The organism is Athalassotoga sp. (assembly GCF_049965695.1).
Lineage (GTDB): Bacteria > Thermotogota > Thermotogae > Mesoaciditogales > Mesoaciditogaceae > Athalassotoga.
Window position 1 is genome coordinate 42,989 of the sequence record NZ_JBMFWB010000009.1, and the last position, 16,794, is coordinate 59,782.

The 16,794-nt window shown below is 40.3% G+C and carries 13 protein-coding genes; 3 read left to right on the forward strand and 10 right to left on the reverse strand.

Annotation, left to right across the window (positions count from 1 at the left end):
• Positions 1-14 precede the first annotated feature (14 nt).
• From ACP5NR_RS04225 to ACP5NR_RS04235, 3 genes are all read left to right on the forward strand, one after another.
• Positions 15-1,778 (forward strand): 5'-nucleotidase C-terminal domain-containing protein, encoded by a 1,764-nt coding sequence (locus ACP5NR_RS04225; RefSeq protein WP_428004627.1) that lies wholly within the window; start codon positions 15-17, stop codon positions 1,776-1,778.
• Between the two features lie 234 nt (positions 1,779-2,012).
• Entirely contained in the window at positions 2,013-3,242 is a 1,230-nt protein-coding gene (hydF, locus tag ACP5NR_RS04230; protein WP_428004628.1) for a [FeFe] hydrogenase H-cluster maturation GTPase HydF, read from the forward strand.
• Positions 3,226-4,614, forward strand: coding sequence for an aspartate ammonia-lyase (locus ACP5NR_RS04235; RefSeq protein WP_428004629.1), 1,389 nt, complete (start codon positions 3,226-3,228; stop codon positions 4,612-4,614). The genes hydF and ACP5NR_RS04235 overlap by 17 nt, the downstream gene beginning before the upstream one ends.
• A gap of 1 nt (position 4,615) precedes the next feature.
• Here ACP5NR_RS04235 and ACP5NR_RS04240 read toward each other — a convergent pair whose 3' ends face one another.
• The 10 genes from ACP5NR_RS04240 to ACP5NR_RS04285 all read right to left on the reverse strand — a co-directional run bounded on the left by ACP5NR_RS04240 (position 4,616) and on the right by ACP5NR_RS04285 (position 16,645).
• Positions 4,616-6,247 (reverse strand): beta-N-acetylhexosaminidase, encoded by a 1,632-nt coding sequence (locus ACP5NR_RS04240; RefSeq protein ID WP_428004630.1) that lies wholly within the window; start codon positions 6,245-6,247, stop codon positions 4,616-4,618.
• A 12-nt stretch (positions 6,248-6,259) separates the two neighbouring features.
• Positions 6,260-7,243, reverse strand: a complete 984-nt coding sequence (locus ACP5NR_RS04245) for a GNAT family N-acetyltransferase (protein WP_428004631.1) — start codon at positions 7,241-7,243, stop codon at positions 6,260-6,262.
• A 17-nt stretch (positions 7,244-7,260) separates the two neighbouring features.
• Positions 7,261-8,928: an ABC transporter substrate-binding protein gene (locus ACP5NR_RS04250; RefSeq protein ID WP_428004632.1), complete on the reverse strand. Its 1,668-nt coding sequence runs from the start codon at positions 8,926-8,928 to the stop codon at positions 7,261-7,263.
• Positions 8,929-8,953: 25 nt separating this feature from the next.
• Complete coding sequence (locus tag ACP5NR_RS04255) at positions 8,954-9,712, reverse strand: PIG-L deacetylase family protein (RefSeq protein WP_428004633.1); 759 nt, start codon at positions 9,710-9,712, stop codon at positions 8,954-8,956.
• On the reverse strand, positions 9,693-10,607 hold the full coding sequence (locus ACP5NR_RS04260) for a BadF/BadG/BcrA/BcrD ATPase family protein (protein WP_428004634.1): 915 nt from the start codon (positions 10,605-10,607) through the stop codon (positions 9,693-9,695). The genes ACP5NR_RS04255 and ACP5NR_RS04260 overlap by 20 nt, the downstream gene beginning before the upstream one ends.
• 1 nt (position 10,608) lies before the next feature.
• Positions 10,609-11,445 carry an ABC transporter permease gene (locus ACP5NR_RS04265; protein ID WP_428004635.1) on the reverse strand — a complete coding sequence of 279 codons (837 nt, stop codon included), beginning with the start codon at positions 11,443-11,445 and terminating at the stop codon, positions 10,609-10,611.
• A 4-nt stretch (positions 11,446-11,449) separates the two neighbouring features.
• Positions 11,450-12,421, reverse strand: coding sequence for an ABC transporter permease (locus ACP5NR_RS04270; RefSeq protein ID WP_428004636.1), 972 nt, complete (start codon positions 12,419-12,421; stop codon positions 11,450-11,452).
• A 66-nt stretch (positions 12,422-12,487) separates the two neighbouring features.
• Positions 12,488-14,164, reverse strand: coding sequence for an ABC transporter substrate-binding protein (locus ACP5NR_RS04275; RefSeq protein ID WP_428006013.1), 1,677 nt, complete (start codon positions 14,162-14,164; stop codon positions 12,488-12,490).
• Between the two features lie 43 nt (positions 14,165-14,207).
• Positions 14,208-15,563, reverse strand: coding sequence for an alpha-glucosidase/alpha-galactosidase (locus ACP5NR_RS04280; RefSeq protein WP_428004638.1), 1,356 nt, complete (start codon positions 15,561-15,563; stop codon positions 14,208-14,210).
• 11 nt (positions 15,564-15,574) lie between these two features.
• A complete protein-coding gene (locus ACP5NR_RS04285; protein ID WP_428004639.1) occupies positions 15,575-16,645 on the reverse strand; it encodes an ROK family transcriptional regulator in 1,071 nt (356 codons plus the stop codon).
• Positions 16,646-16,794 lie beyond the last annotated feature (149 nt).

A 16,794-nucleotide genomic window follows, 5' to 3' on the forward strand; every position in this document is an offset into this window, starting at 1 on the left:
GGAGGGGATTTTGTATGAAAAAGTTTCTGGTACTTTTTCTCGTGCTTGCTTTTGTGCTTTCTGTCGTCAGCGCTTACACGCTCACAATTCTCGAAACAACGGATCTTCACGGTCATATCTACCCGGTGGACTATTCCAACAACATGACAACCAATTACGGCTTGGCAAGAATCGCCACTCTGATCCAGAAGATCAGATCACAGCAACCGAATGTTTTGCTCTTTGATGACGGAGATCTCATTCAAGGATCGCCCCTTGAATATTACCACGCAGCGATAGACAACAGCGGGATTGATCCTATGATAGCCATCATGAATTATCTCAACTACAACGCTATGACGCTTGGAAATCATGAATTCAATTACGGACAAGATGTTCTCAGAAAAGCCATAAAAGAAGCAAACTTCCCGATAACTTCCGCTAATGTAGTGAATTCTGAGACGATGAAACCTGAATATGGCAACGGCTATGTGATATTCAACATGAAGGATGGACCAAGGGTCGGATATATAGCACTTACAACCCAATATATACCAAACTGGGAAGAACCAAGTCATATCAAAGGTCTTGACTTTCTTGATGCAGTAAATACCGCGCAAAAATACGTTGATTTACTGAAATCAATGGGTGTGGATGTGATAATAGTCGGTTACCATGGAGGACTTGAAAGAAATCCAGCAAATGGAAAGCCAACAGAGGAATTGACGGGAGAAAACGAAGGGTATGCCATAGCAACACAGGTCAATGGTATATCAGCGCTTTTGTTGGGGCATCAACATCTTTCATATGCGCTTAAAATCGGAAATCTTCCCGTTGTGATGGCTTCTTACTGGGGTAATGCTCTCGGAAAGATAACTTTGAACATCTCGAATGAAAATGGTAAATGGGTCATCACATCGAGCGATGCAACTCTGATTTCTGCAAAAGGTGTGACGCCGGATGCCACTGTGATGGCAATAGCGCAAAGTGAGGAAGATGCAACCCAAAAATGGCTTGATCAGCCGCTTGGACAATCACTCGGAGATTTTTACGTGTCAAATCCTATGTACACTCGTATGAGAGATAACGCGTTGATTCAATTTGTCAACACCGTTCAAATGTATTACACAGGATCTCAGATTTCATCAACTGCCCTTTTCAGTAACGATGTTCGGGGATGGAAAAAAGGACCGGTCACGATGAGAGATGTCATGGCAGTTTACATATATCCAAATACGCTTAACGTGATAACGGTTAATGGAAAAGATTTACGTGCCGCCCTGGAACAAACGGCTTCTTACTTTACATTTGAAAACGGTAAAGTTGGAGTATCCAATATGCCTGCATACAATTACGATATGTACGAGGGAATTTCTTACGTGATTGATCTTACAAAGCCCGTTGGTCATAGAATTGTGTGGCTTGCATACGATGGAAAACCTTTAAGCGATGAAGCAACTTATGAAATCGTCTTAAACAATTACAGGGCAGGTGGTGGCGGTAATTACATGATGTTCAAAGGTAAGCCTGTTGTTAAAAGCGTTATGATGGAAGTTTCTGAATTGATGGCCGATTACATTAGAAATCAAAAGATGATATGTCCTTCTGTAGATCAAAACTGGGAAGTGATAACCCAACCATTTGAGGATCTCTTCCAAACATACACAATTTCACAGGGAGATACATTGGAAAATTTGGCAATCAAATTCAACACAAGCGTTCAGAAGATAATCGGTTTAAATGCATTGAAAAACAATACACTTCAAACAGGTGAAGTTATAATTGTTCCAAAATACTAAAGTTTCGCAATAATTTTTTAGGCAGGTGCCCATTGGTCTGTCCGTGCAAAGTGCAGGCTTTTTCATGGGCACCTTGCTTTTTGATTTTCACCGTCTCTGCCACATTTTAAATTTGAGGTTTTATTTTTTGTCATATTGTGCTATAATTCACATGTGTACTTGCTTAAATTTGCATTTCACTTTTAAAAGATAGTATATCTGAGATGGAGGTTTACTGACATCAAGGAGGCAAAAATGAAAACTCCAGAATCATCCAGAACGCATGTGATCTTTGCCGGAAGAAGGAATGCCGGAAAATCATCTCTTTTCAACGCTTTTGTTGGATCCAAAATTGCCATAGTTTCAGATCGCCCTGGCACAACGACAGATCCCGTTTACAAATCGATGGAACTCCTGCCAATCGGTCCCGTGACTTTGATTGACACAGCGGGCCTTGATGATGAAGATCAGATCGGAAAATTAAGAGTCTCAAAGACACTTTCAACCCTCTACAAAGCAGACATCGTTTGCATCGTGATAGAGGCAAACGGCGATTGGAGCGATTACGAGGAAAAGTTGATCGTCGATCTGGAAAACAGAGAAGTCCCGTTCTTGATCGTTTTGTCAAAATCAGATCTTGGTATCAACGAATCGCTTATAAAATTCATACAATCTAAAAATTATCCATATAAAGTTGTCTGCGTAGATGATGAACAATCTATCGATGATTTAAGAAAAACGGTAGGCAGTGTGGCACAAAAACCATATGAACCTCCTCTTATCGAAGACCTTGTCGATGGTGGGGATTTTGTTGTGCTTGTAGTTCCAATAGATCTCGAAGCGCCTAAGGGAAGGCTTATAACGCCTCAGGTTGAAGCCATAAGAGAATGTTTAGATGCTGAGGCAATTCCAATCGTTACCAAAGAAAGAGAATTGAGATGGACATTGGATGGACTTAAATCAAAGCCAAAACTTGTTGTAACGGATTCTCAGGCTGTGATGAAGGTCATGGCCGATGTGCCAGCAGATATACCTCTTACAACCTTTTCGATTCTTGAGGCAAGGCATAAGGGAGATATCGCCGAACTTGTCAATGGTCTAAGGATAATAAGACACCTTGAAGATGGCGATAACGTATTGATTTCTGAAGCATGTAGCCATAGGACACTTGCCGACGATATCGCACGTGTAAAAATTCCAAGATGGCTGGAAAATTTCACGGGAAAACATTTGAATTTCGAAGTGCACTCCGGACGTGAATATCCCGAAAATCTTCAAAAATACAAATTGATTCTTCACTGCGGTGGATGTGTTATAACAAGGAGAATGATGATCGAGCGTATAAGACAGGCAAAAACACTTGGAATTCCAATTGTGAATTACGGTGTAATAATTTCTTACCTTCATGGGGCTATTCCAAGGGTGTTGGAACCTTTTCCTGAGGCTAAAATGGCATGGGATGATGTAAATGCGCAAAGAGTTTGATTCATTGGGAGAAATCGAAGTTCCTGACGATGCCTATTACGGTGCTTTTACGGCAAGAACGATTTTAAATTTTCCACCAAAAAGATCTGTACATCCTATGCTTTTAAATGCTCTTGTGGATGTGAAATGGGCTTGCGCGTCCACAAATGCGGAACTTGGGATGATAGCACCCAAAATTGCCGAGGCCATAAAAAAATCTTGCGATGATATAGAGGTATTTTCAAAATGGTTCGTTGTTGATCCGCTGTCCGGTGGGGCAGGAACATCTTTGAACATGAACATAAACGAGATAATAGCCAACAGGGCAACTGAAATTCTCGGTGGAAAGATCGGAGATTATCTGGTGAATCCATTGGATCATGTCAACAGATCTCAGTCGACGAACGATGTTTATCCGACCGCGATAAAGGTTGGAGCGATAAAACTTCTGAGGACACTTGTAGATGAAGTTGCAAATCTTCAACAAAGTTTACAGTTGAAAGAAAAAGCCTTCGATGATGTTATAAAAGTTGGAAGGACTGAAATGCAGGATGCCGTCCCGATGACACTCGGCCAGGAATTTGGCGCCTATGCCGAAGCAATAGCAAGAGATAGATGGAGACTTTACAAAGTTGAAGAAAGAATTCGCTTTGTTAATCTTGGAGGTACGGCGATTGGCACAGGCATAGATGCACCGCAGAAATTTTCTTTCGTGGTTATCAGAAAACTTTCCGAACGCGTTAAAATTGGACTCGTTCGTGCCGAAAACTTAATAGAGTCAACGCAGAATACAGATGTATTTGCCGAAGTTCATGGACTTTTAAAAACGCTTGCAACAAACATCGTAAAGATATCAAATGATCTGAGATTTCTGTCAAGCGGTCCTGCCGGCGGAATAGGAGAGATAACTTTAAAAACTGTCCAGGCGGGTAGTTCCATAATGGCAGGAAAGGCAAATCCGGTACTTTTGGAATATGCGATTCAGTTGGCGATGAAGGCAATTGCAAACGACGTGGCCATTAACCTGGCTGTTTTTTCAGGAAATCTCGAATTAAACGCTTTTTTGCCTCTGATACAATATACACTTTACGATTCTTTCGACGACCTTATCTTGGCCGTAAAAGCACTTAGAAATTGCGTTGATGATCTTAAGGCGAATTCTCAAAGATGCAGAGAAAACCTTGAAAAAAGCGCCATGCTCGCCACTTGCTTTGTGCCAATACTTGGATACGAAAAAGTTGCCGAAATAGTCAAAAAATCAATCGATACGAATCGCGACGTTAAAGAATTGCTTATCGAATCAGGGTTATCCAAAGATATGGTCGAAAATGCTTTGGATCCCAAGAAAATGATCGCCTTGGGGTATATCCCTGATAAAATCGATAATCGATAAATCAACCGTTATCCGTTAAGTCAACTACACCCGCCATTCCCCAGAATCTCGGAAGCAGGTATTCCAATCCTTCAGGCTTTCTTTCTTTAAGCCATAATTTTGAGTACGTGTTAAACAGAGATATGAAGTCAGAGGCGCGTGATTTGTTGTTCATTACCGATATTGCAACTTCGATCATCTGCCTTACGAATTCAAGATCGTCCGGAAGGATGATATCTTTTGTCTCATCAAGCACTCTTTCAAATCCATCTTTTATCTTTCGATCTTCATCTTTGATTTTGTAAAGAGGATAAAGGTCTCCAAAAAGTACACGCTTAAGCGTCATGGTTGAAATTTCAGAATTGCCAAAGATCTTTCTGACATTTGTTATCTTTTCATTCTCACCGCTTAAGGCGATCCATTTTTCTTCCCATCTTCCATTTCCTTCGGCAATATCCATAGTTGCCAAAATCAAAGGATTTAAAAATGAGAAAAGGCATTCCTGGCCGTCGTCTCCCCATGATGTTACCATAAAGCCGGGCAGATTTTCATCTTTGGCAGCACCTATGAAGTTTTTAACGTTTGAGATGGCAGTCTTAAAATCCGGATAAAATGTATTCCAATCTGAAAGGCCTGGACATGCTATTTGAGTTCTCTTCCCAAAAGAATTTATCTTGTCTTTGAAAAATGTTTTTTTATTTGATGAATAATCCCAGTTTGCGATATCCACTTCATCCCAGATCTTGCTTTTCAAAACTTCTTGCCATTTTTCACTTTCGGCCTTGCTTAGATACATCCCCGTCAGCATGTCTCCCCACATCATGGGCGTCTTGCCGTGAGACTTTACAACTTTTATCATGCGATCGTAATGGGACTCGTACAATTTGTGGCCCTGGAATTCCCAGTTTTTGTTCAAACTTTTCCCGCGTCCCAAAGCCCATGTCTCATCTCCGCCTATGTGGATGTGCTTTGACGGAAAAAATTCAACGACCTCTTCGAGTAATTTCATCGCAAAATCAGATGCCGATTTGTTTGAAAGGTCAAGGCATCCTTCCGAAGGTCTGTGCCATTCGCTGAAGTCACGATATTTTGGAAGCGATAATATATGCTCCATATGACCGGTTAATTCCAGTGACGGGAAAACCTCTATGCCCAAAGATTTACCGTAATCGATGATCTCTTCAACCTCATCTGCCGTCAGCCTTCCTCTGCGCTTTCCTATCTCCGGATCTATTTTCCATGGGAATAAATCTTCAAAGTATATCGCAAAGTAATTGTATTTTGTCAAAAACAGCCATCTGAGCAATGATTTTAAGGTGTTGAGATTTGGCACTCCCCCGCGCGCTATGTCAAGATGGTATCCTCTGAATTTGAAATTGAAAGATTCTTCCATCTCAATTTCGGGAAGCACATCACCAGACTGACGCACGATCTGGATCAAGGTCGCATAAGAGGTAAACTCGTCTCCCCAGATCTGGACTTTACCGTCGGTTATCTTCAGACCGTTTCCGGCTTTGTCTATCTTTTCTATCTTCCATTTTCCGCTTTTTATTTCGAATTCTCGTTTCAAAAATGCCGGTAGATTTGAAAATCCATCAAAGAAATAACGTTTCTTGCCAATCTTAATCATTTTAGGTTCGGGAACTATCATCATTTTTATCACACCCTAAACGTAGTCCAGACCATAGTCCGGAAGAGGTATTTGCAAAGATTTAGAACTTTCGTATTCTGTCGATCCAAAGACGTATTTTGTCATCTCGCTTAAATCATCTGTGATTTTTACATCGTATGGCAATTCTTCAAGGTACGGCTTTAACTGATTTAAAAAGAGTTTAGAGTCCAAAATTTTGACGGTGCCGATAAATCTCCTTCTGATACTTTTCTCAGATGCAAATATGTCGTTCAAGATGCAATCGGCAGATGTTGTGTGAATTATCATGGGCTTCATCCGATTCGCAACCGCTCTTACAAGATTTGCAACATCGATCTGACATCCACCGTGATCAACACAGTGGTATCTGTTCTCGTTGTCTTTTTCGACAACTCCTTCAGTTACAACGATGTAAGCCTTATCGGAGACAAATATTTTGGCCGGCATGTTGTCTGCCTTCGACGTTTCTAACATCATCTTGAAAGTTTTTTTATCTCTTACAAACCTGATGGGATCTTTTGCGTGGAAGATCATCAAATTATCGAGATCATCAAGGGTAGCCTCATGATATTCGACGGTGCTATCTCCATCGACAAAATGTGCGTAATAAACTCCGGCATCAACTGCTCCGAACTTTCTGTATATCGAATTATCGCCGGAGATCATCATAAGAGAAGCACCTTTTTTTCTTGAATAGTTGCCAGCCTCATTCATCAAAAGGGTTGAATATCCACGCCCGCGATATCTCTCATCGGTGCAAACGGAGCCGACAAGCGATGTTTTTATCCTCGCCGAGAAGATCTGCACATCTTTGAACAAAAGGCCAAAGATAGAGACTATCTTCCCATCCTCTTCGATACATAAAACGTTTTGGGCATTCTCGACCGAAAAAAGTGCAGGATAATCTTTGCCCATGTCTCCTCCGTCTTTTCTGAATACCCTGTTTGCAAGGTCGATAGATTCCTGTATCCTGTTTTCTGGCAATTTTAGAATTTTCACAGAAAAATCTCCTTTCTTTATTTTAAATGCACGTTTAAAGATATAAGTTCTCCGGCACTCAAACCACCGGCATAGCCAAATTCACTGTATCCGCAATAAGGATTTGAATCAGATGGCCATCCGGTAAATCTGCTTTCAGACCATTCGCCAAACATGGTTCTATTTGTCAAAGGAACAAAAGGCGTATCCATCAAAAATATACGCTCTATCGTGTATATAGCCTGTTTTTGCAAATTTGTATCGCTTGTCTGGGAATAAACATCAAGGGCAGATGTTATAAGTGGGTTTGTGTATCGGCCATAATCCGAAATGGCCATTTTCCCGATTGGTGCAGAAAAGAAAGGATTGAATTCACCGTAATAAAAATAGTAAGGGGTTGGTCCAAAGCCTGTGCCCCAGCATACGGCTATATCATAAGTTCCGCTCATCACGGAAGACATATACGTATTTCCGGCTTCTTGATCTATAACCGTGCTAAGACCTATCGCTTTGAGATTTTCAGATATTATCTGGGCCATCGTTATAAAATCAGTTGCACCTGCCGGAACGAGTATTTTGAACGTCGGGAAAGGTTTACCGGACAAATCACAAAGTTGGCCTTGAGTATTTTCTTTGAATCCGGCCGATTCCAAAAGTTTTTGAGCGACTGCGGGATTGTAAGTAAATGAATTTAGAAGATCTTTAAGTGTGGGATCCAGCCACTCATCCAATTGGGTCGGAACTATACCCAGTTGATTTGCAACGCCACCAACGTTGTAATAAGCCTTTTCTTCAAGCGAATTTTTGTCTATGGAGAGTGCGATCGCTTTTCTCAAGTCCGGATTGTCGAATGGATATTTTAGCGTATTGAAAAGCAAAACATTTGTATCGTAAACAAGCCACCAGTATTTGTTTACAGATGGATTTTTATCTGCCCATGCTTTTTGAATGTTTGGAAGAAATGCGCCTACCATATCTGCTTTATCGCTGAGCAACATTTCAAAAGCCGTGGTGTTGGATAAAACGGCCGAGTAAGATATTTTGTCTATGTAGGGTTTGTCCTTCATCCAATAATTCGTATTTTTGGTAAGAGTTAGAGTGTTGTTTGGTATGTTGATACTTTCAAGTTCAAATGGTCCGGTTCCAACCGGATTTGGATTTGTCCATGTAGAAGGGTCTTTAACGTCAGACCATATATGTGCAGGAATTATAGATTGTTCGACGATGTAAAAGAACACAGGCGTATTTTGCTTTGCAAAGGTAAAAACAACCACACTGTCTCCGCTTGCTTCAACACTTTGAAGGCCTGACAACGGTGACCATATGCCACTTTGATCGAGAGCCGGATTTTCTTTAAGATAGTTGAAAGTGAAGGCCACATCTTTTGCCGTAAAAGGCGTTCCATCCGACCATTTCACACCGTTTCTTGTCGTAATGACAAGTTTAAGGTTATTATCTTCCCATTTGTAAGATGTACCAAGCATCGGCACTATTTCGCCATTTAAAATGTTAACAGAAAACAACGTTTCATATATCACAGGTAGTATACTGACGGCAGACGGACTAAATGGATTAAAATTGGGAACCAAATTCCCTCCTATGGCGTTAACGACTCTTAGCGTCCCTCCATATTTTATATTTTCTCCAAGTGCGGATAGATTTAAAACAAAGACTATCACGACGAACAACACCAAAAATTTTTTCATACCATTTCCCTCCTCAACACTGTTTTTAAATCCACAAATTTTCGGCAAAAGCGTGAAACATCTCAGGAATCAAAACTTTGAAACCCTCTGCATACTTGCATCCTATCTTTTCTCCGTAAAATTTTCCTTTGATATCAAAGTATTTTCTGTACAATTTGAAAGTTTCGGGATTGATCTGGCTTTTGTGCTCGAAGATGGCTTGAAATTTAGTTTCCCATTGATCATCAACGCAAACGAATTGATTCGGAAAGGCCGTAAAGAAAAACGCTATTGCCCTAAGTGCATATGGATCGTAATCTTTATCGGTCGCTTTGACGATTGAATTGTTGTAAAACAAAGCGGCTTGCGCTGTTGCGATGCCTGTTGAAATGTGATCTGGATGAAATTCGTAGGGTAAAAAAGGATCAACGGTCATGATGAGATCCGGCTTCAATTTTCTTATCACTGCTATTATCTCACTTTTGAGATCGGATACGGAATACTCTCCGGCATCCGGATGATCCAGCCAGATTAAATCTCTAACGCCAAGTATCTTTGCGGCGTTGATTTCTTCATTTTTTCTAATTTTGGCCGTTTCCGATCTGCTTTTTCCATTTATTCCCGCACTTCCATCTGTTACGAACAGGTATGTAACTTTTTTCCCTAAAGAGGTTAATTTTGCAATGGTTGCACCTGATGATATATCTCCGTCATCCGGATGAGGTTGAACGCATAACACATTTTGACAATCTTCTATTTTGGGAAGTTGAAGTATCTCTTTAATCTCATTTATGTATTCTTCCATGGATGCACTCCTTTTCAGATTTAATGGCCATAAGTGCTGCTCCTATTTCAGGTTGAAATTTGGGATTTACGAAATTCGCCTGCGGAAAAATTTTTTTGAAATCCGCTTTGAATTCTTCAAAAAAATATTTTGAACTGAAAATTCCTCCCGTGTAAGAAAATGTAAAATCATCTTCGAGTTTGCATCTCGATTTTACCGATTTGATGATTTTCATGGATTTTTTTATGCCTTTTTTTACTATTGACATGGCAATTTTGTCTCCTGATTCGGCATCGTCCAACACGATCTTTGCGGCAGAAGAAATTTTTGAAACATCCGTATGAGGGTAATAAAGACTTATGATCTCATCATTTGTTTTCAGGTTGAAGTACTTCAACAGGTCCTCTTCTAACTTTGTGAATGGGCCTATACCGTCTTTATGGTTTAGAATTGCAATGGTTGCCTGTTTTGTAAGCCAAAAGCCACCGCAATATTCTTCAAAAATGTATCCCCATCCACCGCCCCTTGCCATAGTTCCATCAAAATTTCTTCCTATGACTATCGAACCGGTGCCGGCCACCATGAGAATGCCAACTCCTCCGGTAGCCCCCCATAAAGCAGCGACTCCGTCATTTGCGATGACAGCATTTTTGATTCCGATATCTTTGAATATCTTTTTCATGATCTCAAGATCTTTTTTGGTATCAACGCTGCTCAATCCTGCACCAACGATATCAAAACCATTTTTACCGACGTCTTTGATACCGTTCAAAAGCACTTTTTTTGCTTTTTCAATGCCAACAGAATGATAATTTGTCGGAGAATTTATCTCTTTAAAATCGAGAACTCCTTTATCTTCATCGTAAAGCACAAATTTCGTGTGCGTGCCTCCACCATCTATTCCTATTGATCTCATCTTATCGCTTCCTCAACCTTGGATTCGTTATCTCGTCAACTGCAAAATTCATAAGGGCAAATGATGTCCCGAGTAATGCTATAAGCAATCCCGGCACCAATAACCATCCCCATAATCCAAAAAATAGCGCCTGATCGTTTTGTGCCCAATAAAGTACCGTACCCCATGAAATGGCATTGGCATTACCAAGGCCTATGAATTCAAGACCTGCCTCACTTAAAACTCCGTAAATTGCCGAGCCAAAAAAGTTTGCGGCTATCAATCCTGCCGTGTTAGGAAGTATATCGTAAAAGATTATGTGAAATGAACTTTCGCCAACAACAATTGACGCATTGACAAACTCGCGGCTTTTGAGGCTCATCACCTGAGGGCGTAAAACCCTTGCCCCCCAGGCCCAGCCTGTGACGGTGATTACAAAGATGATTGTCCACATTCCCCTGCTCGGCATGTAAGCGGCAAGCACTATCATCAAAGGAAGTCCTGGAATTATTAAAAACACATTGGTAAGCAAATTAAGGGTTTCATCTATCGCACCCGGGAAATATCCAGCAAGAAAGCCTATTACCACAGAGATAACGGTGGTTAAGGCTCCGACTATCAAACCAACCACAAGGGATATTCTCGTTCCCCAAATAATCTGAGAAAAAACATCCTGTCCATTTGCCGTCGTTCCCAAAATATGCCTCCAAGACGATCCTTCCATAGGCGTGAAGCCCATATACGTCGGGGAATAGGGGGCTATGTACGGTGCAAAGATAGCCAAAACGGCAAAGAATAAAAGCATGATCGTGCCAACCGCTGCTTTTTTATCTTTAAAAAATAATTTTAAATAATTCATTTCATCACACCCTTACTCTTGGATCGACAAAGACGTATGTCATATCCGCTATGAAATTTGCGACAAGTACAGTCACGGTTATGAAGAAAAAGAGCGCTTGCATCAAAGGATAATCAAGATTTACGACGGATTGATAGAGTAGATATCCAATTCCTGGATATGAAAATACCATTTCAACAAGTAAAGCACCGCTCACGACAAACCCTATTGCCATTGCAAAACCTGTGAAATTTGGCAAAATTGCATTTCGTGCTGCATAATTGTACTCTATAACGCTATCCGGTAAACCACCAGCGTAGGCAAATGTCACAAAATCTTCTGAAAGTACGCTTATCATGTTATTTCTCATCGTCAAAACCCATCCTCCCAAAGCCGTTACGAATATCGTTGAAGCAGGCAAAATCGCATGGTATAAAATTGAACCGATAAGAGCGATTCCCTGAGGCCCTGTGGCTGAAAAGGCCCCCGAGATTGGAAACCAGCCAAGTATAAAAGCCAGCAAATATTGAAATAATAAAGCAAGCCAGAAATAAGGCACACTGTTGAAGAAAATGCTTACAGGCAGACTAATCGTACTTGCAAGAGATTCACGCTTCCATGCGGTGCTTATCCCAAGTATCGTTCCAAATGCAAAAGCAAGGACAGTCGTTATTCCTATAAGTGCAAGGGTCCATGGCATGTGTATCTCTATTTCGTACATGACGGTAGAAGGGTAATACGTTATTGAGATACCGAAATTGCCAGTTAAAGTACGGCCAAGATATTCAAAATATTGAACGAATATATTTTGATGAACGTTAACGCCAAAAGCGATCTCAAGTGATTGCAAAGCCTGAGCACTTATACGACCCTTAGATCTCGCAATTAAAGCCTCTGCCGGATTACCCGGCATCATTCTTGGTAAGATGAAATTTATTGTCATGGCTACCCACAAAGTTACAATGAATATCAAAACTTTCCTAAGAATGTACTTCAATCAAGATCGCTTCCTTTCAAAGTATAAGAGGAGAGGGGCTAAATTACCCCTCCCCATTTTCTTAATTCATTTAAGATGAATGTTCAAAACAACTAATTCCATGTCGATTCCGTCGGTATTCCAACCATTGCTGTAAGGATTTTCAATAGTTGGCCAACCGACGAAGGTTTTTTGACTGTAAAGATCGAAGCCGGTTCTGTTTGTGAGTACTATCATAGGTAAATCATCAAGCAGTACCTTCTCTATCGTGTACATTGCCTGTCTTTGAACGGATGGATCAGATGAAGCCATGAAATCATTCAGTGCTTTTGTTATGTCAGAATTGGTGTATCGACTGTAATCAGAGATCGCAGATTGACCTAATGGTGCTGAAAAACCCGGGTAAAATTCAGAATAGTAGGCGTTAAATGGATTTGGTCCTATTTGAGGAGTTCCGTTTAATATCACCATATCAAAATTGCCTGTCATCAACAGGGTCATATAAGTGGAGTAAGATTGCTGAACTATAGTTGTGTTTATACCTATTGATTTAAGTTCCTGAGAAATGTTTTGGGCCATCGTTATGAAGTCAGTCCATCCGGTACCCACAAGTATATTGAAAGTGGGTAATGTTTTCCCATCTGGACCCACAAGTACACCGGCACTATTTTTCTTGTACCCTACGGATTCAAGAAATTTTTGTGCCTCGTTAGGATTGTAACTGTTAAGATAGGCATCCTCTGACGCCAAATTAGTGTCATACCATTCAGATCTTTGTGCCGGTATTATCTGAGTTTGGCTTATATCATATCCACCGGTTCCCCAGTACGCTCTATCTTCAAGCAGTTTTTTGTCTATTGCTAAAGAAAGGGCCTTCCTGAAAGTGGCATTGTTAAATGGAGTTTTTGCATCATTCATGAGGAGAATATTTGAAGAATAAGTTGGCCAGAACATAAGATTGTTTTGAGGATCTTTGTTAATCCATGTACGCATAGGATCTGCTATTGCTATATCATTTTCGTCAGTTTCGCCTTTAAGCATTTGCAAGAATGCCGCCTCGTTAGAAACATTGCCGATCATCCTTATTCCATCGATGTAAGGCCTTCCTTGCCACCAGTAATTTGGGTTCTTAGAAAAATACTCCGTGTTATTCGATACGCTGTAATTTGTTCTCAAAAAAGGTCCTGTTCCAACGGGATTATCGGCGTTTATGTAAGTAGTCGGATCTTCGACAGTAGACCAGACATGTTCAGGTACTATGCGTGTGTTACGCAAGATATAATAATCCATAGGAGTATCTGGCTTTGAGAATGTGAAAACCACATCGTCACCACTTGCTTCAACGCTTTGAAGGCCAGAGATGTCTGACCATATTCCATTGGCATCAAGAGCGGGATATTTTTTTATCAAATTAAATGTAAAGACCACGTCTTCGGGTGTAAAAGGTACGCCGTCATTCCATTTCACACCCTTTCTTATCGTGACGACCATCTTAAGATTGTTGTCTTTCCATTGATATGCGGTGCCGAGCAAAGGAGTTACGGCCCCATTCAATGGATTCACATACATCAAAGGTTCATACACAAAGACCGTTCCTGGATCTGCGGCACCGGAAAACAGCAAAAATGGATTGAAATTTGCCGCCATGTAAGTTGGAGCGCTTCCCCCGAGATTTACAACTCCACCGTACTTCACGTTGTCTGCAAAGATGAACATTCCTAAAATCAGCATGGAAACCACTACCAAAATCCCTACTTTTTTCATTTTATACCTCCCTCAAAATATGTGTTACACTTTCAAATACACTTCAGGAATAGTGCTTTTTTAACTCCGAATTCCATTCCCGTGAAAGTAGATCATCCACAAGTGCTTTAGCCTGTTCATAAGTTTCCGTCCTATGATCCTCCATAAGCCCGAGAATCAGACTTTGCTTGTCTCCATCTTTGAATGCCTGAAGTATCCATTCCATTCTTTGCCATCTTGGCATCATGATATGGATCATGACTTTAGAGGGCAATTTGCCTATCTTTTCATTGGATATACCTTTGCCATCAACCTTAACAGGAATCTCAACCATCACATCGTCAGGCAAACCTTCTATCGATCCTTTGTTTGGCACATTTAATATAAGTCTTGACGCTTTTTTACTTACGATCGATTCTATAAATGGGATCAGTGCTTCCTGACTTTTTTCCGGAGGAAATGCATCGGTTATTTTAAACTCGGAATTCTCATAAACCTTTTTCAATTCGTCTGCCCTTTCTTTCAGATGGTAAAGATACATCGTCCAGCCAACCTCCGAATCCGGCCCACCTGATGCAAACCATTTTTCTTTCGTTTTTAAATCTGTGTGAAACCACCATGGTGAGACACTCCGCGTCGTATCTCCAAGAGGAAATGTACCGTAGAGTCTGTACATTTCAACAGCAGCACGTGACATCTGATCGTTCCACGGTTGTGCGAAATATTCATCGCTTCTCCAGTAGTTTTCAGAATCTTCCGCTATCCATTTGTCTATTAATGGATAAGCATCCTTTCCCTTGTAAAGAAATTTCGTTAGCCACACACAATGATTGAAGCCTCCAACCTGTACTTCAACATCCTTTTCGTCTATTTTCAAAACGTTTAAAATTTTTTTGTACGCCAAAGATCCATCGCAAATACCAACAGCCTTTACACCGCCATACCTGTGAACGATCGTTGTCCCTTCAAAAACAGGATTGGCAACCTGCAAATACCACGCATTCGGGCATATCTTTGACATATCTTTTGCAAGATCCAAAAAGAAATTCAACTGCCTGTAACCTGCAAATCCTCCATAGTAATCGCTTACCCTATCATCCACCCCTCTGTAATATCCATGTGATTCACCTATCTGTCTTTCATCTTCCATGAATCTGTAACCGTCCACTTTTACGGCATTTATTACGAAATCTGATCCGTCAAGCGCCTTTTTTCTGTCGACGGTTTTTTCGATCTTGAGATCTGCTTTTACCTCTTTTATGTACCGTAAGGCAAGATCGTAACTCATGTTCAAACGTTTTTCATCGATATCCATGAGTGTAACCTTTGCCCCGGCAAGTGCTTTCGTTAAACTCAGATCACGAATTACCATCATTGACCATACAACACTTCCGGCACCTATTAAAGATATCTTTACCATTTTTCTCCTCCTTACACTTCAGTGTAAAACCCATATTTCCGATCATAATTTTTGTAAGAAACTTTCTTTATAAATTCCTTTGCACTTATGGCAAGTGCACCGTTCACCACTGCTAAATCTTTTTTTATCGATTTTTCAATGTTAACTCTGGAAATCATTTTAAGATTTTGAATTATGCCATCGTACAGATCTTCCACATTTCCGGCAAGTATTATCTTTGACGGATCAAACAACATTACAAGATCACTCAAAACGGATAAAACCACCTGAATTTTTTTTGATGGTTCCGAATGCTCAAAATAAGATTCAAATGTTTCATCTTTGCCGTTGAAAATCGGAACCCATCTTCCTATCTCTCCAGCCTGTCCGTGATCGCCCTTGTAAAGTTTTCCGTTGATCATAACACCCGCTCCTATTCCTCGCCCAAAATATAAAGCAATTAAACTTTCGTCGGTCATTTTTCTGTCGGTATATTCACCGACTGCCAGAGCATTCGCATCATTTTCAAAGACAACTTCACAATTCGGAAATGAATCACGAAAATCCGGACCAAAGAAATTGTCATAAAATATGTTTTTCCATTCAAGAGGGAAATCGTCTGCTATCGAATGTGCTTCTTCATTTATTACACCTGCGACGGCAATCGTTAACGCTTCAAGGTCTGTGGGTGAAAACTGATTGCCCTTAGCGTAATCCAACAATTTATCGGTTATCTTTTTGGACAGATCAGATGGTGATTTGCAATTGAAAAGCACCTTTTCAACGATCAATGGAGTTCTGTTCAAAGTTGAAATTACGATGATAAAAAAGTCTCTTTCGATCTGAATACCGGCAATCTTTCTTGACGAATAGTTGAAAAATATTCTTTCGGCTCTTCTTCCGCCGACCGATTTATCTTTTCCTCTTATCGATAAAAGATCATTCATGTATGGCTGAGTTACTCTTAGCACGGTTGGCAAACTCAAGTTTAACTCTTTTGATAATGCCGTTCTCGTCATTACACCTTTTCTGTAAAGTAAATCAAGGATTCTGAAAGAATTTTGTTCTCTAAGGGCAGATGCTGTCGTTTTATTAAATGTCAAATTTAATAACTTCCTTTCTTACAGAATGAAATATATTTTGTTAAATGATAAGATATATTTATCGATATGTCAAAGTTGTTTTACCGTTATTTTAGGTGAGTTTCACCTGAATTTCATTGTTATAAGTATTTACTTTGTGATTACTCATG